Raw genomic sequence first — 25,697 nt, forward strand, 5'->3', positions numbered from 1 at the left:
GCCGATGTCTGCCGAAACGACCGTCAAAGCTTCTCAGCCGCGTTTTTCCGCCTGGCGGCAAGCCTTGCGCATGGCCCGCCGGGACTGGCTGGCCGGGGAACTGACCCTGCTGTTGTTCGCGCTAGTGCTGGCCGTGGCGGCGCTGACCAGCGTGGGCTTTCTGGCGGACCGGATGCGTCTGGGCCTGGAGCGCGACGCGCGGCAGATGATCGCGGCCGATGTGCTGTTGATTTCCGACCAGCCATTCGACGCGGCCTTCGCCGAGCGGGCGCAGCGTGACGGACTCCGGGTGGCGCAGACCGTCACGTTCCCGAGCATGGCAACGGCGCGCGTGAGAGGCGCGCCCGAGCATGCCGAAGCACCGAGCCAGCTGGCGGCGCTGAAGGCGGTGACCGACGACTATCCGCTGCGCGGCCGGCTCAAGGTGGCCAGTGCCCCGGGCGGCGCCGAGACGGTGGCGGAGGGCATTCCCGCCCCGGGCAAGGTGTGGGTCGACGAAGCGCTGCTGATCGCGCTCGGCCTCCATGTTGGTGACAGCCTGCAACTCGGCAGCAAGACGTTTTATATCGACCGGATTCTCACGCAGGAACTCGATCGTGGCGCGGGCTTCATGAACTTCGCGCCGCGTGTGTTGTTGCCGCTGTCCGACCTTGATGCGACGAAGCTGATCGGCTGGGGCAGCCGTGTGACATACCGCTTGCTCGTCGCGGGCTCCGATGCGGCAGGCGAGGGGTATCGGAAGTGGGCAACCGACGAAATTCAGCGCCGGCATCTGCGCAATACGCGCGTGGAGTCTCTGGAATCGGGACAGCCGCAGATGCGCGCCACGCTCGATCGCGCCGAGCGCTTCCTGTCGCTGGTGGCGGTGCTGTCGGCGATGATCGCGGCGGTGGCCATCGCGATGTCCGCCCGCCGCTACATGCAGCGTCACACCGATGCCTGCGCGGTCTACAAGTGCCTGGGCCTGTCACGCCAGGAGATCCTGACCGCTTTCGCGATCGAATTCGCGCTGCTCGGCCTCGGTGGCGCGGTGGTGGGCGTGGTGCTGGGCTATCTGGCGCACTATGGATTGCTGATGTCGCTCGGTGGGCTGCTGCAGGTGTCGTTGCCGCATCCGTCGGCGGTGCCCGCGCTGATCGGCGTGGCCGCGGGGCTGGTACTGCTGGTGGGCTTTGCATTGCCGCCGCTGCTGGCGCTGACGCGTGTGGCGCCACTGCGTGTGCTGCGACGCGATATCGGCGTGCCTCCCGTGTCCGTCTGGGTGGCCTATGCGCTCGGGCTCGGTGCTTTCGTGGCGCTGCTGCTGGTGGCGGCGCGTGACCTGAAGCTCGGGGTGACCACGGCTGGTGGGTTTGTTGGCGCGGGTATCGCGTTTGCGGTGCTGGCGCTGGGTCTGTTGCTCCTGCTATCTCGTGTGATGCGTGGCCGCGCGCGTGGCAATGTCGGCTGGCGCTTCGCGCTGGCCGTGCTCGAACGCCGCCGTGGCGTCACTGTGCTGCAGACCGTCGCGCTTGCCGTCGGGCTGATGGCGCTGTTGTTGCTGGGTATGACGCGCAACGACCTGATCGATTCCTGGCGCAACGCCACGCCGGCCAATGCGCCGAATCGCTTCATCATCAATATCCAGCCGGATCAGCGCGATCCGCTGCAGGCGATGCTGGCAAAGGATGGCGTGGAAGATCTGCTCTATCCGATGGTGCGCGGCCGCCTGACGCAGATCGGCAGCCGGCCGGTCCAGGCCGAGAGCTACCCGGAGGGACGCGCGCGCAATCTGGTGGAGCGCGAGTTCAACCTGTCGTACATGGACCAGCTTCCCGAAGGCAATCAAGTCACCTCGGGCCGCTGGGACGAAGGTGGCGCGTCGGTGGAAGAGGGCATCGCCAAGACGCTACATATCCAGCTTGGCGACACGTTGCGGTTCGACGTGGCCGGACAGACCGTCGAGGCACCCGTCACGTCGCTGCGTAAGCTCGACTGGGGCTCGATGCGCGTGAATTTCTTCGTGATTCTGCCGACGGCCAAGATGCAGGGTCTGCCCGAGACCTACATCACCGCGTTCCATCTGCCGCCCGCCAAGGCCGCGCTTGGCAATCAGCTTGCCGCTGCATTCCCGAACATCACAGTGGTGAATACCGACTTGATCCTGCGGCAGATCCAGCAGGTCCTGGACCAGGTAATCGCCGCCGTGGAGTTTCTGTTCGTCTTCACGCTGCTGGCCGGCGTGACCGTGCTCTATGCGGCGTTATCCGGCGCGCGTGACGAGCGCAAGCGCGATGCCGGGCTGCTCAAGGCGCTGGGTGCGTCGGCGGCGCTGGTACGACAGACCCAGTACGCGGAATTCCTCGTGGTCGGCGGACTGGCGGGGCTGCTGGCCAGCGTCGGCGCTATCGGGGTGGGTTGGGGCCTGTCGCAGTACGTGTTCGATTTCCCGTACCGATTCAACATCTGGATCGTACCGGTCGGCGTGGTTTCTGGCATGATCTGCGCTTTTGCGGGCGGCTGGCTCGGATTGCGCGAGGTATTGCGGCAACCGGCGCTGGCGACGCTGCGCGACGTCTGATTTCCCTGTATCGCCATGAGCACCGAATCCACCAACCCGCCCGACGGGCAGTCCAACCAGCCCGAGGAGCAGCGGGAACAGATTACCGCGTACGAACTGATCGGCGGCGAGGCGCGCGTGCGCGAACTGGTTGATCGTTTCTACGACCTGATGGACCTGGAGACGGAGTTCGCCGGCCTGCGCGCGCTGCATCCGCCCTCGCTGGAGGGTTCGCGCGACAAGCTGTTCTGGTTCCTGTGTGGTTGGCTGGGCGGGCCGAACTACTTTATCGAGCGCTTCGGCCATCCCCGCCTGCGCGCGCGCCATTTGCCGTTCGAGATTGGCACCAGCGAGCGTGACCAGTGGATGCGTTGCATGGCACTGGCGATGCAGGACGTGGGGCTGTCGGAAGATCTGCAGATGCGGCTGATGCAGGCGCTTTTCCAGACTGCGGACTGGATGCGCAATGTCCAGCGATAACCGGATGCCGGCGGCCGCGCAGGCCGTGCTCGATTTCTGGTTCGGCTTGCCAGGTGCGCCGGAATGGAACATTTCGCGGCGCGAATGGTTCACCAAGTGCGTGAGCTTCGATACCACGGTCCGGGCGCGCTTCCTGTCGTACTGGCAGGCCGCGCATGACGGAGCCGAGGACGACTGGTTCGTGACGCCGGAGGGCGCTTGCGCCCGGATCGTGCTACTCGACCAGTTCCCGCGCAATATGTTTCGCGGCGATCCACGCAGCTTCGCCACCGATGGCAAGGCACTCGCGGCGGCCCGCCGGATGCTGGACCTTGGTTGGGGCCGCCAGTTGCCCACGCCGTGGCACCGCATGTTCTGCTACTTGCCGTTCGAGCATGCGGAATCGCTGGATGCGCAGGACATCGCGGTGCGGGAAATGATGGCCCTGCGCGACGACAGTGGCGGGAAAGTCGATGTGGTGGAGTGGGCCGAGAAGCATCGCGACGTCATCGCGCGCTTCGGCCGCTTCCCGCACCGCAACGCCGTGCTGGGCCGGGTGAATTCGGATGCGGAAGCCGCGTATCTGAAACAGCCGGGCTCGTCATTCTGAGCATCGACGCGTAGGTGCGGTTCTCGCCGCACGCCCGGGGGAGGCCTCGGACGCTATGCTTATAATCGCAACTCTGCCGATACAAAGTCGTTCCAACGCCCATGGAAGCCAAACCGCAAGCCGGTCCCCGTCGTACCCGGGATCGCATTCTCGACGTCTCGCTGCGCCTGTTCAATGAACTTGGCGAGCCCAACGTCACCACGACGACGATTGCGGAAGCCATGGAAATCAGTCCTGGCAATCTCTACTACCACTTCCGCAACAAGGACGACATCATCAATTCCATCTTCGTGCGCTTCGAGCAGGAGATGGAGCGTCGCCTCAAAATGCCGGAAGACCACAAGGCCACATTGGGGGAGAGCTGGGGCTATCTGCAGTACATGTCCGAGTTTCTGTGGAACTACCGTTTCCTGTATCGCGACATCAACGACCTGCTGGCGCGCAACCGGATGCTGGAGACCAACTTCAAGCGCATCGTCGATCAGAAGAAGCGCTTCGCGCTCGAGATCTGCCGCCAGTTCCAGGAAGATGGCGACATGGACGCCACGCCGGAACAGGTGGACGCGATCTGCACCAACATTGTCGTGATCGCCACGTACTGGCTGTCGTTCCAGTTCGTGCAGCACCCGCGCCAGTACAACGACCCCGAACAGATTCGCGGCTATCTGCATGGGTCGAGCTATCACATCTTCTCGATTCTCGCGCCGTACCTGCGTGGCAAGGCGCGCGAGGCATTCGACCAGCTTGCGCGCGAGTACGCGGCGGAGAAGGCCGCAGCGGATGCCGCAAAGCTTGAAAAGGACAGAAAGTGAAGTCGGTTTGTGTTTATTGCGGGTCGAGCCCAGGTTTTCGACCCGAGTACGCGGAAGCAGCGCGAGCGCTTGGGCAAGCCATGGCGGAGCGGGGTCTGGCCCTGGTCTATGGCGGGGGCAATGTGGGCCTGATGGGCATCGTGGCCGATAGCGTTATGGCGCACGGCGGTGCCGCCATCGGCATCATTCCAGAAGCGCTGATGCAGAAGGAGGTCGGCCATCGAGGCCTGACCGAGCTTCACATCGTGCGCAACATGCACGAGCGCAAGCAGATGATGGCGGATCGCGCCGATGCGTTCATCGCCATGCCCGGCGGCGTGGGCACGTTCGAAGAGCTGTTTGAAACGTTCACGTGGGCGCAGCTCGGCTACCACGACAAGCCTGTTGGCCTGCTCAACGTGGCGGGGTTCTACGACGGCATGCTCGGGTTTCTGAATCACGCCGTAAGCGAGGGCTTCCTGAAGCAGGTTCATGCGGACATGCTGCACGTGTCCACCGAGCCGGAGGATATGCTCGCCCGCCTGGCGGCGGCGCCGCGTGTGCACGTCGACAAGTGGCAGGAAGGCCGCGAGAAGGCCTGACCCTCCGCTCCCGGGATGCTGGGCGACTGGGCGACTGGGCGGTTGGCCGATCTGGCTGATCAGTTGAACAGCATCCCCACCCACCGCACCACGTGCGGTCCCGCGATGGCGGCCCACGTGCCGCCACAGAGGATCAACGCCAGCATCACCGCCGCGCTGCCGAAGTCCTTGGCGCGTTTGGACAGGCTGTGCCGTTCCAGCGAGATCCGGTCGATCGCGGCTTCCACGCTCGAGTTGAGCAGTTCCACGATCAGCACCAGCAGCAGCGTGCCCAGCAGCATCACGCGTTCGACGACCGTTGCCGGAATGATGAACGCGCACGGCGTGAGGATCACCACCAGCGTCAGTTCCTGACGGAACGCGCTTTCTTCCAGAATCGCATAGCGCAACCCCGATGCCGAGTTGATTGCCGCGTGCCAGGCGCGCGTCAGCCCCCGATTTCCTTTGTGTGGATTGCTGGCGATCGAATACTCGGACTCGACTTCAGCCGCCATGTGAGCGGCCGTCGGCCGGTGCAGCGACGGATCGGGCGGTAGCGTGTGATGAGGCTTGGCCATGATCTGGGGCGACTGGGGGCGCTGAATTGTCGGTTCCGCCCGTGCCTGTTGGCAGCGGACGCAAATGGGTGAGGAACTGCTCGGATGCGGCGCGCCACGAGAACTTCTCCGCGTGGGCACGTGCCGTTGCGCGGTCGATGCGCAGGGCTTCCAGGCAGGCCTCTCTCAGGTCTTCGTGCATCACGCCGGCCGGGCTGTTGCCGAGCACGTCGATCGGCCCGGTGACAGGGTAGGCCGCCACCGGCAGCCCGCTTGCCAATGCTTCGAGCAGGACCAGTCCGAACGTATCGGTGCGGCTCGGAAACACGAAGACATCTGCTGAAGCATACACCTTTGCCAACTCGGGCTGCTTGAGTACGCCGAGGTAGTTCGCTGACGGATAGCGCGCCTTAAGGCCGGCCAGCGCGGGGCCGTCGCCCACCACCCACTTCGAACCCGGCAGGTCGAGCTGCAGGAATGCCTCGACGTTCTTTTCCACCGCCACGCGGCCCACGTAGAGGAAGATCGGATGCGCGGTGTTCAGGACGTTCGCCCGTTGCGCGGTGAAAACATCGAGATCGACGCCGCGCGTCCACAGTACGCCGTTCGTGATGCCGTAATCCTGCAGATCCTTGAGCACCACGGGCGTCGGCGCCATCACTGCGCGCGCGGAGCCATGGAACCAGCGCAGAAAGCGGTAGGTCCACGCCAGCGGAATGCCGAAGCGCGCCTGCACATACTCCGGAAAGCGCGTGTGATAGGCCGTGGTGAACGGCAGGTCGTGCTGCATCGCGTAGCGGCGCGCGGCCAGGCCAAGTGGCCCTTCGGTGGCGATATGGAGTGCGTCGGGACGGAACGTGTCGATGCGCCGGCGCACCTTGCCCGAGGGCAGCAGCGACAGCCGGATCTCGGGATAGGTCGGGCAGGGGATCGTCTGGAATTCGAGCGGCGTGATCAGGTCCACGGTGTGACCCATGGCTTCGAGCTCGCGGCGGGTGGATTTCAGCGTGCGCACCACGCCGTTGACCTGTGGTTCCCAGGCGTCGGTGACAATCAGGACTCTCATCGAATCTCCTTGCTCAGGTGCGTTGTTGTTGTGACGAGCGGGCATCGCGCGCCATCCATGCAAAGGCGCGACTGCCGGGGGCGGGTGGTAAGGCAAGGATCAGGCAGCCAATTCGGCCGTGCGACGACGGCGGCGGCCTGCGGGGATCGGTGAATCGAGCAGCGTGGTCCAGTAGACGATCTTCAGTTCGCCTTCCATGGTCTCCACGAGGGCGGACAGGCTTTCCACCCAATCACCGTCGTTGCAGTAGAGCTGGCCATCGACATCGCGGATCTCGGCCTTGTGGATGTGGCCGCAGACCACGCCGTCGCAACCGCGCCGGCGGGCTTCGTCGACCATCGCGTGCTCGAACGAGTTGATGTAGCTCACCGCGTTCTTGACCTGATGCTTCAGGTATTGCGAGATCGACCAGTAATCGAACCCGAGCCGCGCACGCACGCGGTTGAAGTGGCGGTTCAGCGCGAGGATCATCGTGTACGCCGAATCGCCCAGGTAGGCCAGCCACTTCGCGTGTTGCACCACGCCGTCGAACAGGTCGCCATGCACGACCCACAGGCGTTTGCCGGTGGCGGTCACGTGGACCGCGTCTTCGCGCACCGTGATATCGCCGAATGCCATGCCGTCGAACTGGCGCGCCACTTCGTCGTGATTGCCCGGCACGTAGATGACGTCGGTGCCCTTGCGTGCCTTGCGCAGCAGCTTCTGCACGACATCGTTGTGGCTCCGAGGCCAGTACCAGCCACGACGAAGCTGCCAGCCGTCGATGATGTCGCCGACGAGATAGAGCACGTCAGATTCGTTGTGTTTGAGGAAGTCGAGCAGGTATGTAGCCTGGCAACCCGGCGTGCCCAAATGGATGTCGGACAGCCAGATCGCGCGGTAGCGGTGCGTGGGATGTTCCACGGGCGGCGTGGGTGTGGAACTGGGTTCGTTGGGGGCGCGTTGGGTGTCTCGGGACGGATCGCTGATGTCGCCGGTGTTGCTAGTGTTGCGGGAAGACGCGGCGGTCAGGTCGGCCGGTGTCGGCATGAATGCCGCGAGCGCGGCTGACAGCGGTAGCGTGGCGTCAGGCTTGCCGCGCAGTCGCAGCGCGACATTCGTCAGACGTCCGCGGGCGAATCGGATGGATGGAATCATGGCGGCCCCGGTATCGGCGATGGCTGCATTGAGCCAGTGCGCCATGACGGAGCCGTGACGGAAACATGAATGTCACATGAACCTTGCCGAGGCGTTTCCGTGGGGCAACGATAGGGCTGAGTCCGATGTCGCAGCGGGTTGTTTTCGCAGTGTCGCGAGGCCATCCAGCGTGGCCTGCACCGCGCGTGGATCGCGCAGCAGCGAGACGTGCCCGATCCCGCTCAATGGGATATGGCGCGCGCCCTCGAGCCAGGCCGTGTCGGCGGGGCCCGCGATCGAGTCGTGCCAGCTGAAGACCGAGATCATGCGACCGCGCATCGCGGGGCTCTCCGCCTCGGCCAGGTTCGTCAGCCATGGGCTGGCCCAACGCATCTGACGGGCGTTCGTTCCAGCGCCGAAGGTGGCCAGCGGGCAGCCGCGATGCGGGCTGCCAAGCGTCACGATGCCGGCGCATGGCACGGATTCTCCTGCTGCATCGGCCATTACCTGTGCCGCGCGGGCTGCCAGCCCGCCCATGCTGTGGCAGACCAACAGCGGGGGGTGGCCGGTGCGCGCACGGAGGTCGCGCATTCGTGCGAGCAGGGCGGCGGCGTAGTCGTCGATATCGCCGAGCACCGGCGTCAGGTCGATGCCCTCGCAACGGTAGCCGGCGCCGGCGAGCGCAGGAGCCAGGTCGAGCCAGACCGCGTGATTGCAGCCATAGCCGTGGACCAGTAACACAGTGGGGGTATCAGGTAGCGGATCGGTTGGCTGCGCGAATGTCAGCCGCGAACGGAATGGCTGCAACCAGTCGAACATCCGCAGGATCGCGCGGCACTCGGCCAGGTAGCACGACATCGCGTGGCGCCAGCTCAGCGGCCCTGGGGCAGGAATGTCGTCAGGCCGCTGCGGCCGGGCCGAATCGGGAATGGCGAGCCCGGCCCGGGTCACTAGAAAGGCGATCGCGACGCCGATGCCGAAGGCGACCAATGCGCCCGCGATGCTGGCCAGAAGCGCTGCAGGCCAGGACCAGTCCGCCCCGGCGGCTAGTGCCGCCGCGAGCCCGCCGACTGCTGCCGCCTGCACGACGACAGCGATGCGGCGCAGCGCGGCGGCCGTCAGGCTCATGGTTTCGATGCGGGCCGCAGGTCGACTAGCCGGGTGCCGGCCAGACGGTCATGAAGAAACTGCCGGCGCGGGTCGAGCCAGGCCAACGAGATCCAGATCAGCAGGCCAATCGCCAGTACGCCAATGAACGGACCCTTGGTCAGCCCGAGCGCATGGCCGACCGTGGCGGCCGGAGGCAGCCACAGCCATGCCAGTGCGAAGCGAAACAGGCTTTGCGGCCACCGGGGCGGGGTACCGGCCGCTGTTTCGAGCCGGATGCGCCAGGTCTGCATGGCCAGGGTCTGGCCGTTCCGCTGCCAGAACCAGGAGAAATAGAAGGCCAGGACGAGGAACATCCAGGCCTGATCGACGTATGGGCGGTCGAGCCCGACCTGTTGCAACAACGGCCGTGCAAGGATGTACACCGCGCTGGCGGCCATTAGCACGCCGAACAGCAATACGCCTTCGTAGAGCATGCAAAGCAGGCGGCGGCGCAGCGGCGGTGTGCGCGGCATCGAATTGGAAGCGGGCTGGGGAGAAATGGCAGGCGTGGCAGCTGGCATGGCGCAAGGCGTGAGCGATAAGCGGCCATTATGCCAAACACGTCGAGCGCGACGGCTCAGGCGCGGTCTGGCGGTCAGCGCGAGACGGCTGGCCGTTACTGGCGCGGGGTGTCGGTGGTGTCGAAGGTGGTGGCCGCTTCGCCGGTCACGGGAGGCGAAAGCGCGGGCGGGGTCGCCGGCGCGGGTGTCGTGGCGGCGGGCGCGGTGGGGGCGGAAGCCGCGGCGACCGCCGCAGCCGATGCCGACGACGGCGCCGGGGTAGCCTGGGCCGCGGATGCCGGGCCGGCTACGGCTGCCGCGCCGCTGGCGGCCTTTTTCTCAGGTCGGAGCTGTCGGCTGGTATCGGCCGGCGGGCGCTTGCCCGATGGCAGCGCGCTCACGGTCCCGGGCCGGCGCGGCACCTTCTCGGCTGCGGCCAGCTTCTTTTTCTGTTCTTCCGGAAGCTGCTGGTACCGATCCCACGCCTCTGCCTTCGTCTCAGGCGGCAGCGTGCGCGTGATCTGGTAATTTTCGCGAGCCAGGCGGCGTTGCTGCGGGGTCAGCTTGACCCATTCGGTCATCCGCTCCTGCAGGCGTTTCTGTTCCTCGGGCTTGAGCTTCGGATAGCGTTCGGCGATGCGTTCCCACTTGTGCCGATTCAGTTCCGGTAGTGTTTCCCAGATCGGCTGGAGTGGAGCGAGCGCCTGCTGGTGCGCGGGCGACAGCTCGAGCCAGGTCGGGTGTGCATTGGTGATCGGATGCGGCGCGGCCGGCTGGCTGGCGGCAGGGTTCTGCGCTTGCACCGCCGATGTGGCAAAGCCGCCGCAGAGCGCAGCGACAAGTGCAGCGACGGCGGGGCCGGCAGCCCATAGTCTGGCAACCCGGCGGTGAAAGGCGTCGGCGAGGTGTCTTGCGCGGGCCATGTCTTATTGCCCGCGCTTCAGGTACACGTGGAAGCCCTGATCCGCGTATGCCGTCGGAGGCAGGTCGTCGAGCAGCATCGCCGTATCCACGTCGGCGAGTTCCTCGACGCGCTTCTGCTGCTGCCAGTGGTAGATGCCGATGAGTCCGGCGCCGAGCGCCACCAGCGTCCAGACGAGCGCGAGCTTGCGCAGCCATGCACCGGCACGGTGCAGTGGCGTGTCGTCTTCTTCCTCGAAGGCGTAGCCGTGATGGCCGCCCGGCAGGGCAAGTTGCGGCACATGTACCCGCACTTCGGCTTTCTTCGCGGCAAGCGCCATGCGCCGCGCGGCGGCGAGCCGTTCGGCAACGTCCGGCGACAGTGCATCCGCCGAGGCATCAAGTGCCAGGCGAATCTCGTGGGCGAAGCGCCGTTCCTGGATATCTCGTTCGTTTCTGCTCATAGTCGGACCCCCCGCGCGCGCAAGGCTTGCGCCAGAGTATGCGTTGCACGGGAACAGTGCGTCTTGACGCTGCCCTCGGAACAGCCCATCACGGCTGCTGTTTCGGCTACGTCCATATCCTCCCAGTAACGCATCAGGAAAGCCTCGCGTTGACGCGTGGGCAGACGCTGGATTTCCTGCTCGATGATATGCATGACCTGCGCGCGTTCGACCTTGTCGGCGCTGCTTTCTGCCATCTCGGTGCCGGCTTGGGCCTCCAATGTGTCGAGCAGGTCGCTATCGTCGCCCTCGCGCTCGTCGCGCAGGTTCGAAAAAAGCGTCACCCAAGTGTTGCGCACCTTCTGGCGACGGAACCAGTCGTGGATTGTGTTCTGGAGGATGCGCTGGAACAGAGGCGGGAGTTCTGCGGCAGATTTGTCGCCGTATTTCTCCGCCAGCTTGATCATGGCGTCCTGCACGATGTCCAGCGCGGCTTCGTCGTCCCGCACGGCGAACACGGCCTGCTTGAAGGCGCGTCGTTCCACGCTGGCGAGAAAGTCGGAGAGTTCCTGATCGGTGGCCATGCAGGCAAATACAGCAGTTGGGCGCGGGGGCCGGGCCGAATGTGCCGCCTAAGTCCTGCGACACTTCTAAAATGTCTGCGATGCTAGCAAAAAACACATGGACTCTGCCACTGCTGTATGCAAGTGCAGACATCATCGCAATCAACCAGTCACCGGCCGTTGTGCCGCCGCCGCATGGTTCCTGCAATTTGATGTGAATTGCCCATAGACCGCCGTGGTGCATTGCAGTATCATCGATGGTTCACGACATCAGTGGTTGTCTCATCGGACCGCTTATGAGGCGGTCTTCTCATGCAGACGCGCACCGCTTGAACCCGAGCCAAAAGCCCGGCAGAGAGCATCCAAACAATTTTTTGCCGAAAATTGCAAAGGACTGAAATGAACATGCCCAGCGCGGAATTTTCCCACGCCGATAGCAATTCATCCTCCGCTCGCGAAATGATCGGAGCGGAAATCCTCGTCAACGCACTTGCCGAAGAAGGCGTCGAATACGTCTGGGGTTATCCCGGCGGCGCAGTGCTCTATATCTACGACGAGCTCCACAAGCAAACCAAATTCGAACATATCCTGGTGCGCCACGAGCAGGCCGCCGTCCATGCCGCTGACGGGTACGCCCGTGCGACCGGCAAGGTGGGCGTTGCGCTGGTGACCTCGGGTCCGGGCGTGACCAATGCCGTGACCGGCATCGCTACGGCCTATCTGGATTCGATTCCGATGGTGGTGATCACCGGCAACGTGCCGACTCACGCGATCGGTCAGGATGCATTCCAGGAATGCGACACCGTTGGCATTACGCGCCCGATCGTCAAGCACAACTTCCTCGTGAAGGACGTGCGTGACCTGGCCGCCACGATCAAGAAGGCGTTCTTCATTGCCGCCACCGGCCGTCCCGGCCCTGTGGTGGTCGATATCCCGAAGGACGTGTCGCGCAACAGCTGCAAGTACGAGTATCCGAAGTCGATTGACATGCGCTCGTACAGCCCGGTGAACAAGGGCCATTCGGGTCAGATCCGCAAGGCCGTGGCGTTGCTGCAATCGGCCGAGCGCCCGTACATCTATTCGGGCGGTGGCGTGGTGCTGGCCAACGCAAGCGAAGAGCTGCGCGAGCTGGCCGCGCTCACCGGTCATCCGGTCACCAATACGCTGATGGGCCTGGGCGCGTTCCCCGGCACGAGCAAGCAGTTCGTTGGCATGCTCGGCATGCACGGCACGTACGAGGCCAACATGGCCATGCAGAACTGCGACGTGCTGATTGCCATCGGCGCCCGATTCGATGACCGCGTGATCGGCAACCCGTCGCACTTCACTGCGCAGGCCCGCAAGATCATCCACATCGACATCGACCCGTCGTCGATCTCGAAGCGCGTCAAGGTGGACATTCCCATCGTTGGCAACGTCAAGGACGTGCTGCAGGAACTGATTTCCCAGATCAAGACGAGCGATATCAAGCCCAAGCGCGAGGCTCTGGCCAAGTGGTGGGAACAGATCGAGAAGTGGCGCTCGGTGGACTGCCTCAAGTACGACCGCAGTTCCGAGATCATCAAGCCGCAGTACGTGGTGGAAAAGATCTGGGAACTGACGCACGGCGACGCATTCATCTGCTCCGACGTGGGCCAGCACCAGATGTGGGCCGCGCAGTTCTACAAGTTCAACGAGCCGCGTCGCTGGATCAATTCCGGTGGCCTCGGCACGATGGGCGTGGGTCTGCCGTACGCAATGGGCATCAAGAAGGCATTCCCGGACAAGGAAGTCGTCACCATCACTGGTGAAGGCTCGATCCAGATGTGTATCCAGGAACTGTCGACCTGCCTGCAGTACGACACCCCGGTCAAGATCTGCTCGCTGAACAACGGATATCTGGGCATGGTGCGCCAGTGGCAGGAAATCGAGTACGACAATCGTTACTCGCATTCCTACATGCAGGCATTGCCCGACTTCGTCAAACTCGCCGAAGCCTATGGCCACGTGGGGATGCGCATCGAGAAGAGCTCCGATGTGGAACCCGCGTTGCGCGAGGCTTTCCGACTCAAGGACCGTACCGTGTTCCTGGACTTCCAGACCGACCCCACTGAAAACGTGTGGCCAATGGTTCAGGCTGGCAAGGGTATCTCCGAAATGCTGCTTGGCGCGGAGGACCTGTAATGCGACACATCATCTCGGTCCTGCTGGAGAATGAACCCGGCGCGCTGTCGCGCGTGGTGGGCCTGTTTTCGGCACGTGGATACAACATCGAGACGCTGACGGTGGCACCCACCGAAGACGCGTCGCTGTCGCGGATGACCATCGTCACCACCGGTTCGGACGACGTGATCGAGCAGATCACCAAGCACCTGAACCGTCTGGTGGAAGTGGTCAAAGTGGTGGACCTGACCGAAGGCGCGCACATCGAGCGCGAGCTGATGCTCGTGAAGGTGCGTGCCGTAGGCAAGGAGCGCGAGGAAATGAAGCGCACCGCCGACATTTTCCGTGGCCGCATCATCGACGTGACCGAAAAGACGTACACCATCGAGCTGACCGGCAACGGCGGCAAGCTGGATGCGTTCCTCGATGCCATCGACCGCACCGCGATCCTGGAAACCGTCCGTACCGGCGGTTCGGGAATCGGCCGCGGCGAGCGCATCCTGAAGGTCTGACCGGCGCCCCCGGCAGCTACCGGCCAAAAGCCGACACGCAGTATCCCGAAGCAGCGCAGCGCGCTCAGTCCAGAATTGGCAAACGCGCGCTTCGCCGCCACCCAATAAGCAGATTTTGAGAAATTGAAGGAACCATCATGAAAGTGTTTTACGACAAGGACGCCGACCTCTCCCTCATCAAGGGCAAGAACGTCACCATCATCGGCTACGGCTCGCAAGGCCACGCCCACGCGCTGAACCTGAAGGATTCGGGCGTGAACGTGACCGTTGGTCTGCGCAAGAGCGGCGCGTCGTGGAACAAGGCCGTGAACGCCGGCCTGCAGGTCAAGGAAGTGGCCGAGGCAGTGAAGGGCGCTGACGTGGTCATGATCCTGCTGCCGGACGAGCAGATCGCCGACGTGTACAAGAACGAAGTGCACGCCAACATCAAGGAAGGCGCCGCGCTGGCCTTCGCCCACGGCTTCAACGTGCACTACGGCGCCGTGATCCCGCGTGCCGACCTGGACGTGATCATGATCGCCCCGAAGGCCCCGGGCCACACCGTGCGTTCGACGTACGCGCAAGGTGGCGGCGTGCCGCACCTGATCGCCGTGCATCAGAACAAGTCCGGCGCTGCCCGTGACATCGCTCTGTCGTACGCTACCGCCAACGGCGGCGGCCGCGCCGGCATCATCGAGACCAACTTCCGCGAAGAAACCGAAACCGACCTGTTCGGCGAGCAAGCCGTGCTGTGCGGCGGTACCGTCGAGCTGATCAAGGCTGGCTTCGAAACGCTGGTGGAAGCCGGCTACGCTCCGGAAATGGCCTACTTCGAGTGCCTGCACGAGCTGAAGCTGATCGTCGACCTGATCTACGAAGGCGGCATCGCCAACATGAACTACTCGATCTCGAACAACGCCGAGTATGGTGAGTACGTCACCGGCCCGCGCGTGGTGACCGAAGAGACCAAGAAGGCCATGAAGCAGTGCCTGAAGGACATCCAGACCGGCGAATACGCCAAGAGCTTCCTGCTCGAGAACAAGGCTGGCGCCCCGACGCTGATCTCGCGCCGTCGCCTGACCGCCGAGCACCAGATCGAGGAAGTGGGCGGCAAGCTGCGCGCGATGATGCCGTGGATCGCCAAGAACAAGCTGGTTGACCAGTCGAAGAACTAAGCAGTACCGGGCGAAGCAGGGCGCCGTGGCGTCCTGCGCACCCTGGAAGCCGCCGGGCTTTCCGCCAGATCCTGTGTTGCAGGAGACATTCTGGCGGGGGCCGGGCGGCTTTTTGCTATCCTTGTCGGGCTTTTCAGGCCCAGGCCTGATCTTTTTTCTTATCTTTCCTTCGCGGCGCTTCCTGCCCACGGAAATCACCGAACATCTTCTGCATGAATTATCCTCATCCGCTGATCGCCCGTGAAGGCTGGCCATTCCTGGCCGGCGCATTCATTGTCTCGGTGCTGGTGCATATCAGCGCGGGCTTCTGGGGCGCTCTGCCGCTGTGGATCGTCACGCTGTTCGTGCTTCAGTTCTTTCGCGATCCGCCTCGGCCGATTCCGTCTGCGCCAAACGCAATCCTGGCGCCTGCCGATGGCCGCATTGTCGTGGTTGAGAAAACGCAAGACCCGTACGCGGGCCGCGAGGCACTGAAGATCAGCGTGTTCATGAATGTGTTCAACGTGCACTCGAACCGCTCGTCGCTCGATGGCAAGGTGGAGAAGCTCGAGTATTTTCCCGGCAAGTTCGTCAATGCCGATCTCGACAAGGCATCGATGGAGAACGAGCGCAATGCCGTCGTGATCCGCCGTGCGTCGGATGGCCAGGTGGTGACGCTGGTACAGGTGGCTGGCCTGGTGGCGCGCCGTATCCTGTGCTACATCAATGTGGGCGACATGCTGTCGCGTGGTCAGCGCTACGGCTTTATCCGTTTCGGTTCGCGGGTGGATGTGTACCTGCCCACGGATGCCCGTCCGCGCGTGACGATTGGCGAGAAAGTTTCGGCGTCGGCGACCGTGCTGGCTGATCTGGATGTGCGGGCGTAAGCGCGCCTGCTACAGGGGACACTGAATGGGTGCCTTCAATCGACGCAACAAGCGCGTCAACAACGGTAACGTGACGCACCTGCGTCCGTTTCGCCGTAACCAATTGCGCAACGACAATGCGTATGACCCGGACGAGCACGATCTGGAGTACGTGCGTCCGCGCCGTCGTGGCATTTATCTGCTGCCCAACGCCTTTACCACCGCTGCATTGTTCGCAGGCTTCTTTGCGATCGTGCAGGCGATGAACATGCGCTTCGACGTGGCGGCCATCGCAATCTTTGCGGCGATGGTGCTCGATGGCATGGATGGCCGCGTGGCCCGCATCACGAACACGCAGAGCGCGTTTGGCGAACAGTACGATTCGCTGTCGGACATGACGTCGTTCGGCGTGGCGCCGGCTCTGGTCATGTATGAGTGGATCCTGCATGACCTGGGCAAGTGGGGCTGGATTGCCGCCTTTGTCTACTGCACTTGCGCGGCGCTACGACTGGCGCGCTTCAATGCCAATATTGGCGTGGTCGACAAGCGCTTCTTCCAGGGGCTGCCGAGCCCGGCTGCCGCGGCGTTGGTGGCGGGCTTTGTCTGGCTGGCGATCGACAACAAGCTGCCCGTCAAGGAGCTCTGGATGCCGTGGGTCGCATTCGGCATCACGCTCTATGCCGGCTTGTCGATGGTGTCCAATGCGCCGTTCTACAGCGGTAAGGCACTGGATGTGCGCTATCGCGTGCCGTTCGGCATGATGGTGCTGGTACTCGTGCTGTTCGTGGTCGTTTCTTCCGATCCACCCGTGGCACTGTTTGGCCTGTTCGTCGCCTATGCGATTTCAGGTTACCTGCTTTGGGCATGGCGAACGCTGCACGGTCAGCGTGGCGGCGTCGACAAGTCGCGCGCGCCGGGCAACGGCTCAGGCGGCAACTGATCCAACGTAGGAATAAAGGCGCTTTCGGGCGCCTTTGCTTTTCTGTAGTCTGTGCGTTGTACGTTTCACCCACCCTCAGGAGCACATCATGGGCATGTTTGACTTCATCAAGGAAGCGGGAGAGAAGCTGTTCGGCAAGGGAGAGGCCAAGGCGGCCCAGGATGCGGCTGTGGCCGATCCGTCGACGGACAAGGTCGATGCCGCCAACCGTGCGGCTGGCGATGCCATCGAGGCTTATATCGCGCAGATGGGACTGTCCGCGACGGGGCTGACAGTCACGGTTGACGGCTCGCAGGGCAAGGTCACGGTCTTTGGCGTGGCGCCTGACCAGGCAACGCGCGAGAAGATCATTCTGTGCTGCGGCAACGTGGAAGGCGTGGATTCGGTCGAGGACAAGATGTCTGTCAACGTCGAATCGGACGAGTCACAATGGCACACCGTCGTGAAGGGCGACACGCTCTGGGCGATCTCCCAGGCCGCCTATGGCAACGGCGCCGAATACAACAAGATCTTCGAGGCCAACAAGCCGATGTTGTCGAACCCGGACAAGATCTACCCTGGTCAGAAACTGCGGATTCCGCCGAAGTGAGTCGCTGGCAGATATCGGGAATGATGCGGTTGCACACACGCGCCAAACCGGATATAGTCGCCGACATGATTTCGCGCCAGACCCTAATCGCTCGCACCATTCTAGGTGGCCTACTAGGCCATCAGGTCGGGTTGCGCGCGCGCTAAGGGTCACCAATCGCCTTAACGCGGAATCACCAGGATTCTTTCGAACGCCCCGGCCTGCATCGTTGCACGCCGGGGCGTTTTGCATTCTGACGCGATTGTCCGGCAGCAAGATTGAGATCGGGACAGCACGGCACAACAGGGTACAGCCCAGGAGCTCCACAAAATGTCTGACAAACTCATCATTTTCGACACCACCTTGCGTGACGGCGAGCAGTCGCCCGGCGCGTCCATGACCCGCGAAGAGAAGATTCGCATTGCGCGTCAGCTTGAACGCCTGAAGGTCGACGTGATCGAGGCCGGTTTTGCGGCAAGCTCCAATGGTGACTTCGAGGCCATCCGCTCGATCGCCCAGGTGGTCAAGGATTCGACGATCTGCTCGTTGGCCCGTGCCAATGACAAGGACATCGCTCGTGCCGCCGAGGCGCTCAAGCCGGCAAACTCGTTCCGTATCCACACGTTCATCGCCACCTCGGCGCTGCACATGGAAAAGAAGCTGCGCATGACGCCGGACCAGGTTTATGAGCAGGCACGTCTGGCCGTGCGCTTCGCGCGCCAGTTCACGGACGACATCGAGTTCTCGCCGGAGGATGGCAGCCGCTCGGACATGGACTTCCTGTGCCGCGTGCTCGAAGGCGTGATCGCCGAGGGCGCCACCACGATCAACCTGCCCGACACCGTGGGCTATGCCGTGCCAGAAGGCTATGCCGAGTTGATCCGCTCGGTGCGCGAGCGCATTCCGAACTCGGACAAGGCCGTATGGTCGGTGCATTGCCACAATGACCTCGGCATGGCCGTGGCGAACTCCCTGGCTGCCGTGAAGCTCGGCGGCGCGCGCCAGATCGAGTGCACGATCAACGGCCTTGGCGAACGCGCGGGTAACACCAGCCTGGAAGAAGTAGTGATGGCCGTGAAGACGCGCCGTGACTATTTCAACATGGATGTGGACATCGACACGACCCAGATCGTGCCGGCCTCAAAGCTTGTGTCGCAGATTACCGGCTTCGTCGTGCAGCCGAACAAGGCCGTGGTGGGCGCTAACGCGTTTGCCCATGCATCCGGCATTCACCAGGATGGCGTGCTCAAGGCGCGCGATACCTACGAGATCATGCGCGCCGAGGATGTGGGCTGGACGGCCAACAAGATCGTGCTTGGCAAGCTCTCGGGCCGCAATGCGTTCAAGCAGCGTCTGCAGGAGCTTGGCGTCCAACTCGAAAGCGAAGCGGAGATCAATGCGGCATTTGCTCGCTTCAAGGAGCTCGCCGACCAGAAGGCCGAGATCTTCGACGAAGACATCATGGCGATCGTCTCCGATGAAGAGCAAGAGCACGCCAATGAGCACTATCGCTTCATCTCGCTGTCGCAGCGTTCGGAAACGGGTGAGCGCCCCCATGCTCGCGTGGTGTTCAACATTGATGGCAGCGAGCAGACCGGCGAAGCCGAAGGCAATGGTCCGGTGGACGCCACGCTGCACGCGATCGAAGGCAAGGTCAACAGCGGTGCCGAACTGGTGCTGTACTCGGTGAACGCGATCACCGCCGGCACGCAGGCCCAGGGTGAAGTCACGGTACGTCTGTCGAAGGCGGGCCGTATCGTCAATGGCGTGGGTACCGACCCGGATATCGTCGCCGCATCGGCCAAGGCCTACCTGGCCGCGCTGAACAAGTTGCACGACAAGGCTGTGCAGAAGATCAACCCGCAGATCTGATCCCGAATCCTGCGATGCCGCTGGCGGGGCTCACAAGGCCCCGCCATCATGAAACGCCCGCCAGTCGCGTATCCCGCGATGGCGGGCGTTTTGTCGTCAGCGCTCAGGGCGGTCGCGCAAGGGGTCGGGTGTCACCAGTGTCTGGCGCAGCACGCCCGTATCGTCGAACATGAAGTTGAACATCGAGTACCACTGGTCCTCGTGGAGGAAGCGGTAGCTCCAGGCCTCCTGCTTCAGGCGCGGGTAGTACTCGATCGGCTCGCGCGGCGCGCCGAAGTGTTCGAGCACGTCCTTCTTGGTCCAGACATTGACCTTGGCCTTGTACAGTTCGGTCGTCGTCAGCATCTGGCGGAAGTTCGTCAGCTTGTCATCCCGATCGAAATCGGCCGCGTAAGAATACTCGCCGAGCGGCTGCTTCGAATAGAACCAGCGGGTTGTCCCGTCATCGAGCTTGTAGACATCGGTGGGTTTGCCGAATGCGGCCTGTATGGCGCTCTGCGGTTGGCCGATGAGCTTGAGTCCGGAGTCGATCGGGGCAAGGACGGTGCAGGCGCCCAAGGCGAGGGTGGCCAGGACGGCCCACAGAATTTGAAGCAGATGGCGGCTGCCACGCTGGTAACGGGAGGTCATGGCTTCAGGCTTGGCACATGGTGGATGCGAGTGGCGGCAGTTTAGCCGCACCGGTCGCTTCGTGTGAATGCCACGTTGCTTCTTTCAGATTCGTCTGCCTAGTCGCAACAAACTTCGCCGATCTAGTGGCATCTGGCGACGATCGATGAAGATTGCCGGTCCGGGCGCATCTGCCTTAACATCGCTCGCTTTGCTGGGTAACTGAGGAAGGCGATGGCCTGGATTCGAGGGAACAGATTGCGCGTCTGGATGGCTGCTGCGCTGTTTTGCGCGGCGGCAGCAGCGCAGGCGCAGACTGGCGCGCCAATCCGCCTGGGCATGATCGATGGCCTGTCCGGCCCCTTCGCCAACGCTGGCGAGGCCGTAGTGCGCAACCTGCGTATCGCCATCGAGCGCGTCAACGCTAGCGGCGGCGTCAAGCTCCCCGACGGGCCGCATCTGTTCGAACTGGTTACGTTCGATAGCAAGGGCAATGTCGATGAAAGCCTGATCCAGTTCCGCAGTCTGGTCGACAAGCGCATTCCGTTTGTGCTGCAGGGGAACAGCTCGGCCGTGGCCAGCGCGCTCGTAGGGGCAATCAACCGTCAGAACGCACGCCAGCCCGATGCCCGCGTGCTGTTCCTGAACTATTCGGCCGTTGATCCATCGCTGACCAACGAGAACTGCAGCTTCTGGCATTTCCGTTTTGACGCCAGCGCGGATATGCGAATGCAAGCGTTGACCGAGGCCATCCGAAGCGAGCGTTCGGTGCGCAAGGTCTACCTGATCGACCAGGACTACAGCTTCGGCCATCAGGTGGCGCGTTCGGCGCGTGAAATGCTGGCGACAAAGCGTCCGGATATCCAGATCGTCGGCGACGAGTTCCATCCGATCGGCAAGATCAAGGATTTCGCGCCGTATATCGCCAAGATCAAGGCGAGCGGCGCCGACGCGGTGATCACCGGCAACTGGGGCAATGATCTGACGCTGATGGTGAAGGCCGCGCGCGAGGGTGGCCTGAATGCGCGCTTCTACACGTTTTATGGCAACGGGCTCGGTGCGCCGGCAGCGATGGGTGACGCGGGTGTGGGCCGGGTGCTGGCCGTGGCGGAATGGCACCCGAACGTAGGCGGGGCGGCATCCGATGCGTTCTACCAGTCGTTCCGGGCGCGCTATCCGGATCCCAGGGATGACTATGTGCATCTACGCATGCAGATGATGGTGGAGATGCTGGCGCGGGCTATCGAGCGCGCTGGTTCTACCGACGCCGTAGCCGTGGGCTACGCACTCGAGGACATGCGTTTCACCAACGCGTTTCACGAGGCTACCGTGCGGGCGGAAGACCACCAGGTCCTCCAGCCGCTTTATGTCTCGGTCATGGCGAAGCAGGGTGGCGATGTCCGCTTCGACAATGAAGGCTCCGGCTACGGATTCCGCACGATAAAGAAGCTCAAGACCGCCCAGACCACACTGCCGACCACGTGCCGTATGGAGCGCCCGCCGCGCAATTGAAGCGGGCCCCGCCACGGACTTCGCCACAGGCGGGAATTCGGCTATAATGCGCGGCTGTCGTCCTCAAGCCACCCGGCTGGATGGCGACAGATGCCTCAAGTCATTCAGGCACGACGCAGGTGGCGCATCCCGCGCTGCAGCGTTCGCAAGTGAAAGGAAATCATCATGGCAACTGCCAATATCAACAAGTCCGAGATCATCGCGAAGTTCGCTCGTGGCACCAACGACACGGGTAGCCCCGAAGTTCAGGTCGCTCTGTTGACGACCCGTATCAACGAACTGACCCCGCACTTCAAGGCCAACATGAAGGATCACCACAGCCGCCGCGGTCTGCTGCGCATGGTGAGCCGTCGCCGTCGCCTGCTGGACTACCTCAAGGCCAGCGATGCCGATCGTTACCGCGCCCTGATCGAAGCCCTGGGCCTGCGTAAGTAAGGTCTGCGGATGGCAGCACGAATCCTGCGGAAGTTGCACGCGCACGATTTCACGTGAGGCCGCAATGCCTGCGTCAGCACTGCTGAGGCAGGCATTTTGCTTTTCTGGTCCAGTGATTGATGCGCTGGGCCAAGGTTGATAGTGATGTTTGCTTCACTCGAAAGTCGGGCGTTGATGCCCGGCGCCGTTGCGCCAAGTCGCGCGACGGAGTAAGTTACCTCGCTCTTTATCGCGCATTTTTGCGCATTGACACTGGAGTCGGCACCAAGGAAACGGGGTTTTGTGTCATTCCATCGCGGGTTGCATCGTCCACGTGCCTTCACGGACGGTGGCGCGATGGAATGGCATAGCACTTCCCTGGGACTGCGGACCGGATTACCTCCGGCAGTTCGCCTGCCGCTGCGAGCGCAGGCGTCGCCGATCGTGCATGTGTGCGGCCGGCAAGCATGAAATCAAGGAACGCTCATGACCATGTTCAACAAGATCGTCAAGGAATTCCAGTGGGGCCAGCACATGGTCCGCATGGAAACCGGCGAAATCGCGCGCCAGGCATCTGGCGCCGTGATCGTCGACGTGGAAGACACCGTGGTGCTGGCCACCGTGGTGGCAGCCAAGAGCCCGAAGGCGGGTCAGGACTTCTTCCCGCTGACCGTCGACTACATCGAGAAGACCTACGCTGCTGGCAAGATCCCCGGTGGCTTCTTCAAGCGTGAAGGCCGTCCGTCGGAAAACGAGACGCTGACCTCGCGCCTGATCGACCGTCCGCTGCGTCCGCTGTTCCCGGAAGGTTTCTACAACGACGTGCAGGTGGTGATCCACGTGCTGTCGATCAACCCGGAAATCCCGGCTGACATCCCTGCGCTGATCGCTTCGTCGGCCGCGCTGGCTGTTTCGGGTATCCCGTTCAACGGTCCGGTGGGTGCTGCCCGCGTCGGCTACAAGGACGGCCAGTACCTGCTGAACCCGACCCGCGCGCAAATCGCCACGTCGGATCTGGACCTGGTGGTTGCCGGTACCGAACGTGCAGTGCTGATGGTGGAATCGGAAGCCCACCAACTGTCGGAAGACGTGATGCTGGGCGCCGTGGTGTACGGCCACGAGCAAATGCAGATTGCGATCAACGCAATCCATGACCTGGTGCGCGAAGGTGGCAAGCCTGAGTGGGATTGGGCTCCGGCTCCGAAGAATGAAGCGCTGATCGCCAAGGTTAGCGAGATTGGCCTGCCGCTGCTGCAGCAAGCCTACCAACTGCGTCAGAAGTCGGCGCGCAGCACCAAGCTCAAGGAAATCTACGCAACGGTGCAGGCCCAACTGGCCGAGGCCGGCGTGGAAGCCGACAAGGTGGAAGTGGGCAACGTCCTGTTCGACCTCGAGGCGAAGATCGTGCGCGGCCAGATCCTGGCTGGCGAGCCGCGTATCGACGGCCGCGACACGCGCACCGTGCGCCCGATCGAAATCCGTTCGTCGGTGCTGCCGCGCGCGCACGGCTCGGCGCTGTTCACCCGTGGTGAAACGCAGGCACTCGTGGTGGCCACGCTCGGCACCAAGAGCGATGAGCAGATCATCGACGCACTGGCCGGCGAGTACCGCGATCGCTTCATGCTCCACTACAACATGCCTCCGTTCGCCACCGGCGAAACGGGTCGCGTTGGTAGCCCGAAGCGTCGTGAAATCGGTCACGGCCGTCTGGCCAAGCGCGCGCTGATCCCGGTGCTGCCGAAGGACGACGAGTTCGCGTACACGATCCGTCTGGTGTCGGAAATCACCGAATCGAACGGTTCGTCGTCGATGGCTTCGGTCTGCGGCGGCTGCCTGGCGCTGATGGATGCTGGCGTTCCGGTGAAGGCGCACGTGGCCGGCGTGGCCATGGGCCTGATCCTGGAGGGCAACAAGTTTGCCGTGCTGACCGACATCCTCGGTGACGAGGATCACCTCGGCGACATGGACTTCAAGGTGGCCGGTACCGACGCGGGCATTACCGCGCTGCAGATGGACATCAAGGTCCAGGGCATCACCAAGGAAATCATGCAGGTGGCGCTGGCCCAGGCCCGCGAAGGCCGCATGCACATCCTCGGCGCGATGCAAGGCGCAATGGGTCACGCTCGCACCGAACTGTCGGCGCACGCTCCGCGCATGATCACGATGAAGATCCATCCGGACAAGATCCGCGAAGTGATCGGCAAGGGCGGCTCGACGATCCAGGCACTGACCAAGGAAACCGGCACGACCATCGACATCCAGGAAGACGGCACGATCACGATCGCGTCGACGTCGACCGACGGCATGGCCGAAGCCAAGCGCCGCATCGAAGGCATCACCGCGGAAGCCGAAGTGGGCAAGATCTACGCCGGTACCGTGCTGAAGCTGCTGGACTTTGGCGCCATCGTCAACATCCTGCCGGGCAAGGACGGTCTGCTGCATATCTCCGAGATCGTCAACGAGCGCGTCAAGGACATCAAGGACTGGCTCAAGGAAGGCCAACAGGTTCGCGTCAAGCTGATCCAGGCCGATGAAAAGGGTCGTCTGCGTCTGTCCCTGAAGGCAGCGCTGGCCGAAGAGGGCGGCAGCATCAGCCCGATCGCGCAAGGCGATGCACCGGCCGCGGCACCTGCCGCCCCGGCATCGCCCGATCAGCAGCAGTAAGCTGACGGCGAACGCGGTCACCGCGTAGCACCCATGAAAGCGGCTGGCGATGTCCAGCCGCTTTTTTGTTTACACTGCCGGTCAGTTCGCTATCCGGTTCGCCTGCGACACGTGCGTCAGCAACGCCATCGCGCGCGATGCAATCCAAGACATTAATGAGGAGTCATCATGAAAGCCATCGAGATCCGTGAATACGGCGCCCCCGAAGTCCTGCAGGAAACGCAGCGTCCCGATCCGGAGCCGAAGGCCGGTGAAATCCTGATTCGTGTGGCGGCTGCTGGCATCAACCGTCCCGATGTGTTCCAGCGCACCGGCAACTATCCGGTGCCGCCCGGTGCGTCGGATCTTCCTGGTCTCGAGGTCGCAGGTGTGGTCGTTGGGGGAGACCTTTCGCATCCCGCCAATCGCTTCGGCCTGAAAGCTGGCGACCGTGTCTGCGCGTTGGTGCAGGGCGGTGGTTACGCCGAGCTGTGCACGGCGCCGATCGAGCAATGCCTGCCGGTACCCGAGGGCCTCACCGATATCGAAGCGGCTGCGCTACCCGAGACGTTCTTCACGGTGTGGAGCAACGTGTTCGATCGTGGTCAGCTTGGCAAGGGTCCGCGTGGCGCGGCCGAAACGCTGCTGATCCAGGGTGGGTCTAGCGGCATCGGTACCACGGCAATCCAGATCGCCAAGGCACTTGGCTTCGAGGTCTTCGTGACGGCCGGCAGCGATGACAAGTGCAAGGCGTGCGAGTCGCTCGGCGCGGATCGCGCGATCAACTACAAGACGCAGGATTTCGTGGCCGAAGTGAAGGCGCTGACCGAAGGGAAGGGCGTCGACGTGATCCTCGATATGGTGGCGGGGTCCTATCTCGCGCGTGAACTGTCGTGCATCGCCGATGACGGCCGCATCGTGATCATCGCGCTGCTTGGTGGCGGCAAGGCGGAAATTCCCCTTGGCGACATCCTGCGTCGACGCATTACCATCACCGGTTCCACGCTGCGCCCGCGTCCGGCTTCATTCAAGGGCGCCATTGCGCAGGCGCTGCATCAGAACGTCTGGCCGCTGCTGGCATCGGGCAAGATCAAGCCCGTGATCCACAAGGTGTTTCCCGCAGCACAGGCCGCGGATGCGCATCGCCTCATGGAGTCGAGCGAGCATATCGGCAAGATCGTACTGACCTGGTAAGCCATGCTTCTTGCTGTG

At 63.3% G+C, this 25,697-nt stretch carries 25 protein-coding genes; 16 read left to right on the forward strand and 9 right to left on the reverse strand.

Features of this window, described 5'->3' with window-relative positions; translation table 11 throughout:
• Positions 1-4: 4 nt before the first annotated feature.
• The 5 genes from WD006_RS04195 (at position 5) to WD006_RS04215 (ending at position 5,001) form a co-directional block, all read left to right on the forward strand.
• The gene (locus tag WD006_RS04195; RefSeq protein WP_029308262.1) at positions 5-2,560 is read left to right on the forward strand and encodes an ABC transporter permease; all 2,556 of its coding nucleotides are present in this window, start codon (positions 5-7) and stop codon (positions 2,558-2,560) included.
• Between the two features lie 15 nt (positions 2,561-2,575).
• On the forward strand, positions 2,576-3,019 hold the full coding sequence (locus WD006_RS04200) for a group II truncated hemoglobin (protein WP_011515725.1): 444 nt from the start codon (positions 2,576-2,578) through the stop codon (positions 3,017-3,019).
• Entirely contained in the window at positions 3,006-3,608 is a 603-nt protein-coding gene (locus WD006_RS04205; protein ID WP_011515726.1) for a DUF924 family protein, read from the forward strand. Before WD006_RS04200 ends, WD006_RS04205 begins: the two co-directional genes overlap by 14 nt.
• Before the next feature lie 101 nt (positions 3,609-3,709).
• Complete coding sequence (locus WD006_RS04210) at positions 3,710-4,420, forward strand: TetR/AcrR family transcriptional regulator (RefSeq protein ID WP_011515727.1); 711 nt, start codon at positions 3,710-3,712, stop codon at positions 4,418-4,420.
• Complete coding sequence (locus WD006_RS04215) at positions 4,417-5,001, forward strand: TIGR00730 family Rossman fold protein (protein WP_011515728.1); 585 nt, start codon at positions 4,417-4,419, stop codon at positions 4,999-5,001. Before WD006_RS04210 ends, WD006_RS04215 begins: the two co-directional genes overlap by 4 nt.
• A 59-nt stretch (positions 5,002-5,060) precedes the next feature.
• Here WD006_RS04215 and WD006_RS04220 read toward each other — a convergent pair whose 3' ends face one another.
• From WD006_RS04220 to WD006_RS04255, 8 genes are all read right to left on the reverse strand, one after another.
• Entirely contained in the window at positions 5,061-5,558 is a 498-nt protein-coding gene (locus tag WD006_RS04220) for a diacylglycerol kinase (protein ID WP_080672710.1), read from the reverse strand.
• The gene (locus WD006_RS04225; RefSeq protein ID WP_011515730.1) at positions 5,485-6,603 is read right to left on the reverse strand and encodes a glycosyltransferase family 4 protein; all 1,119 of its coding nucleotides are present in this window, start codon (positions 6,601-6,603) and stop codon (positions 5,485-5,487) included. The genes WD006_RS04220 and WD006_RS04225 overlap by 74 nt, the downstream gene beginning before the upstream one ends.
• A gap of 99 nt (positions 6,604-6,702) precedes the next feature.
• A complete protein-coding gene (locus tag WD006_RS04230) occupies positions 6,703-7,740 on the reverse strand; it encodes a UDP-2,3-diacylglucosamine diphosphatase (RefSeq protein ID WP_029308259.1) in 1,038 nt (345 codons plus the stop codon).
• Between the two features lie 72 nt (positions 7,741-7,812).
• Positions 7,813-8,847, reverse strand: a complete 1,035-nt coding sequence (locus tag WD006_RS04235) for an esterase/lipase family protein (RefSeq protein ID WP_011515732.1) — start codon at positions 8,845-8,847, stop codon at positions 7,813-7,815.
• Positions 8,844-9,389, reverse strand: coding sequence for an RDD family protein (locus WD006_RS04240; protein ID WP_011515733.1), 546 nt, complete (start codon positions 9,387-9,389; stop codon positions 8,844-8,846). Before WD006_RS04240 ends, WD006_RS04235 begins: the two co-directional genes overlap by 4 nt.
• 95 nt (positions 9,390-9,484) lie before the next feature.
• Complete coding sequence (locus WD006_RS04245; protein WP_011515734.1) at positions 9,485-10,291, reverse strand: DUF3106 domain-containing protein; 807 nt, start codon at positions 10,289-10,291, stop codon at positions 9,485-9,487.
• A 3-nt stretch (positions 10,292-10,294) separates the two neighbouring features.
• Entirely contained in the window at positions 10,295-10,732 is a 438-nt protein-coding gene (locus WD006_RS04250; protein ID WP_011515735.1) for a DUF3619 family protein, read from the reverse strand.
• On the reverse strand, positions 10,729-11,295 hold the full coding sequence (locus tag WD006_RS04255; protein WP_011515736.1) for an RNA polymerase sigma factor: 567 nt from the start codon (positions 11,293-11,295) through the stop codon (positions 10,729-10,731). Before WD006_RS04255 ends, WD006_RS04250 begins: the two co-directional genes overlap by 4 nt.
• Before the next feature lie 378 nt (positions 11,296-11,673).
• Between WD006_RS04255 and WD006_RS04260 the strand changes: the two genes are divergently transcribed.
• The 7 genes from WD006_RS04260 (at position 11,674) to WD006_RS04290 (ending at position 19,307) form a co-directional block, all read left to right on the forward strand.
• A complete protein-coding gene (locus WD006_RS04260) occupies positions 11,674-13,437 on the forward strand; it encodes an acetolactate synthase 3 catalytic subunit (protein ID WP_008643327.1) in 1,764 nt (587 codons plus the stop codon).
• Positions 13,437-13,928 carry an acetolactate synthase small subunit gene (gene ilvN / locus WD006_RS04265; protein WP_008643328.1) on the forward strand — a complete coding sequence of 164 codons (492 nt, stop codon included), beginning with the start codon at positions 13,437-13,439 and terminating at the stop codon, positions 13,926-13,928. The genes WD006_RS04260 and ilvN overlap by 1 nt, the downstream gene beginning before the upstream one ends.
• A gap of 137 nt (positions 13,929-14,065) precedes the next feature.
• Positions 14,066-15,082 (forward strand): ketol-acid reductoisomerase, encoded by a 1,017-nt coding sequence (ilvC, locus tag WD006_RS04270; protein ID WP_011515738.1) that lies wholly within the window; start codon positions 14,066-14,068, stop codon positions 15,080-15,082.
• Between the two features lie 212 nt (positions 15,083-15,294).
• A complete protein-coding gene (locus WD006_RS04275) occupies positions 15,295-15,948 on the forward strand; it encodes a phosphatidylserine decarboxylase (RefSeq protein ID WP_029308257.1) in 654 nt (217 codons plus the stop codon).
• A gap of 25 nt (positions 15,949-15,973) precedes the next feature.
• On the forward strand, positions 15,974-16,867 hold the full coding sequence (pssA, locus tag WD006_RS04280; RefSeq protein WP_008643331.1) for a CDP-diacylglycerol--serine O-phosphatidyltransferase: 894 nt from the start codon (positions 15,974-15,976) through the stop codon (positions 16,865-16,867).
• Between the two features lie 88 nt (positions 16,868-16,955).
• Positions 16,956-17,456 (forward strand): peptidoglycan-binding protein LysM, encoded by a 501-nt coding sequence (gene lysM / locus WD006_RS04285; protein WP_029308256.1) that lies wholly within the window; start codon positions 16,956-16,958, stop codon positions 17,454-17,456.
• Between the two features lie 309 nt (positions 17,457-17,765).
• Positions 17,766-19,307, forward strand: coding sequence for a 2-isopropylmalate synthase (locus WD006_RS04290; RefSeq protein WP_029308255.1), 1,542 nt, complete (start codon positions 17,766-17,768; stop codon positions 19,305-19,307).
• Positions 19,308-19,403: 96 nt separating this feature from the next.
• Here the strand turns inward: WD006_RS04290 and WD006_RS04295 are convergent, their stop codons facing one another.
• Positions 19,404-19,937, reverse strand: coding sequence for a hypothetical protein (locus tag WD006_RS04295; RefSeq protein WP_029308254.1), 534 nt, complete (start codon positions 19,935-19,937; stop codon positions 19,404-19,406).
• Between the two features lie 213 nt (positions 19,938-20,150).
• Here WD006_RS04295 and WD006_RS04300 point away from each other — a divergent pair, with 213 nt between their 5' ends.
• The 4 genes from WD006_RS04300 to WD006_RS04315 all read left to right on the forward strand — a co-directional run bounded on the left by WD006_RS04300 (position 20,151) and on the right by WD006_RS04315 (position 25,679).
• Entirely contained in the window at positions 20,151-21,428 is a 1,278-nt protein-coding gene (locus WD006_RS04300) for a branched-chain amino acid ABC transporter substrate-binding protein (protein WP_029308253.1), read from the forward strand.
• A 165-nt stretch (positions 21,429-21,593) separates the two neighbouring features.
• On the forward strand, positions 21,594-21,863 hold the full coding sequence (gene rpsO / locus WD006_RS04305) for a 30S ribosomal protein S15 (protein ID WP_008643336.1): 270 nt from the start codon (positions 21,594-21,596) through the stop codon (positions 21,861-21,863).
• A gap of 465 nt (positions 21,864-22,328) precedes the next feature.
• Positions 22,329-24,506: a polyribonucleotide nucleotidyltransferase gene (gene pnp, locus WD006_RS04310; RefSeq protein WP_029308252.1), complete on the forward strand. Its 2,178-nt coding sequence runs from the start codon at positions 22,329-22,331 to the stop codon at positions 24,504-24,506.
• A gap of 168 nt (positions 24,507-24,674) precedes the next feature.
• The gene (locus tag WD006_RS04315; RefSeq protein WP_029308251.1) at positions 24,675-25,679 is read left to right on the forward strand and encodes an NAD(P)H-quinone oxidoreductase; all 1,005 of its coding nucleotides are present in this window, start codon (positions 24,675-24,677) and stop codon (positions 25,677-25,679) included.
• Positions 25,680-25,697 lie beyond the last annotated feature (18 nt).

The organism is Cupriavidus sp. Met-2, from assembly GCF_049843575.1.
Classification (GTDB): domain Bacteria; phylum Pseudomonadota; class Gammaproteobacteria; order Burkholderiales; family Burkholderiaceae; genus Cupriavidus; species Cupriavidus metallidurans.

What these genes read in the sequence shown, in the direction of transcription:
- WD006_RS04195 (WP_029308262.1), top strand. Translation starts at nt 5, where the DNA reads ATGTCTGCCGAAACGACCGTCAAAGCTTCTCAGCCGCGTTTTTCCGCC.
- WD006_RS04200 (WP_011515725.1), top strand. Translation starts at nt 2,576, where the DNA reads ATGAGCACCGAATCCACCAACCCGCCCGACGGGCAGTCCAACCAGCCC.
- WD006_RS04205 (WP_011515726.1), top strand. Translation starts at nt 3,006, where the DNA reads ATGTCCAGCGATAACCGGATGCCGGCGGCCGCGCAGGCCGTGCTCGAT.
- WD006_RS04210 (WP_011515727.1), top strand. Translation starts at nt 3,710, where the DNA reads ATGGAAGCCAAACCGCAAGCCGGTCCCCGTCGTACCCGGGATCGCATT.
- WD006_RS04220 (WP_080672710.1), bottom strand. Translation starts at nt 5,558, where the DNA reads ATGGCCAAGCCTCATCACACGCTACCGCCCGATCCGTCGCTGCACCGG.
- WD006_RS04225 (WP_011515730.1), bottom strand. Translation starts at nt 6,603, where the DNA reads ATGAGAGTCCTGATTGTCACCGACGCCTGGGAACCACAGGTCAACGGC.
- WD006_RS04230 (WP_029308259.1), bottom strand. Translation starts at nt 7,740, where the DNA reads ATGATTCCATCCATCCGATTCGCCCGCGGACGTCTGACGAATGTCGCG.
- WD006_RS04235 (WP_011515732.1), bottom strand. Translation starts at nt 8,847, where the DNA reads ATGAGCCTGACGGCCGCCGCGCTGCGCCGCATCGCTGTCGTCGTGCAG.
- WD006_RS04240 (WP_011515733.1), bottom strand. Translation starts at nt 9,389, where the DNA reads ATGCCAGCTGCCACGCCTGCCATTTCTCCCCAGCCCGCTTCCAATTCG.
- WD006_RS04245 (WP_011515734.1), bottom strand. Translation starts at nt 10,291, where the DNA reads ATGGCCCGCGCAAGACACCTCGCCGACGCCTTTCACCGCCGGGTTGCC.
- WD006_RS04250 (WP_011515735.1), bottom strand. Translation starts at nt 10,732, where the DNA reads ATGAGCAGAAACGAACGAGATATCCAGGAACGGCGCTTCGCCCACGAG.
- WD006_RS04255 (WP_011515736.1), bottom strand. Translation starts at nt 11,295, where the DNA reads ATGGCCACCGATCAGGAACTCTCCGACTTTCTCGCCAGCGTGGAACGA.
- WD006_RS04260 (WP_008643327.1), top strand. Translation starts at nt 11,674, where the DNA reads ATGAACATGCCCAGCGCGGAATTTTCCCACGCCGATAGCAATTCATCC.
- ilvN (WP_008643328.1), top strand. Translation starts at nt 13,437, where the DNA reads ATGCGACACATCATCTCGGTCCTGCTGGAGAATGAACCCGGCGCGCTG.
- ilvC (WP_011515738.1), top strand. Translation starts at nt 14,066, where the DNA reads ATGAAAGTGTTTTACGACAAGGACGCCGACCTCTCCCTCATCAAGGGC.
- WD006_RS04275 (WP_029308257.1), top strand. Translation starts at nt 15,295, where the DNA reads ATGAATTATCCTCATCCGCTGATCGCCCGTGAAGGCTGGCCATTCCTG.
- pssA (WP_008643331.1), top strand. Translation starts at nt 15,974, where the DNA reads ATGGGTGCCTTCAATCGACGCAACAAGCGCGTCAACAACGGTAACGTG.
- lysM (WP_029308256.1), top strand. Translation starts at nt 16,956, where the DNA reads ATGGGCATGTTTGACTTCATCAAGGAAGCGGGAGAGAAGCTGTTCGGC.
- WD006_RS04290 (WP_029308255.1), top strand. Translation starts at nt 17,766, where the DNA reads ATGTCTGACAAACTCATCATTTTCGACACCACCTTGCGTGACGGCGAG.
- WD006_RS04295 (WP_029308254.1), bottom strand. Translation starts at nt 19,937, where the DNA reads ATGACCTCCCGTTACCAGCGTGGCAGCCGCCATCTGCTTCAAATTCTG.
- WD006_RS04300 (WP_029308253.1), top strand. Translation starts at nt 20,151, where the DNA reads ATGGCCTGGATTCGAGGGAACAGATTGCGCGTCTGGATGGCTGCTGCG.
- rpsO (WP_008643336.1), top strand. Translation starts at nt 21,594, where the DNA reads ATGGCAACTGCCAATATCAACAAGTCCGAGATCATCGCGAAGTTCGCT.
- pnp (WP_029308252.1), top strand. Translation starts at nt 22,329, where the DNA reads ATGACCATGTTCAACAAGATCGTCAAGGAATTCCAGTGGGGCCAGCAC.
- WD006_RS04315 (WP_029308251.1), top strand. Translation starts at nt 24,675, where the DNA reads ATGAAAGCCATCGAGATCCGTGAATACGGCGCCCCCGAAGTCCTGCAG.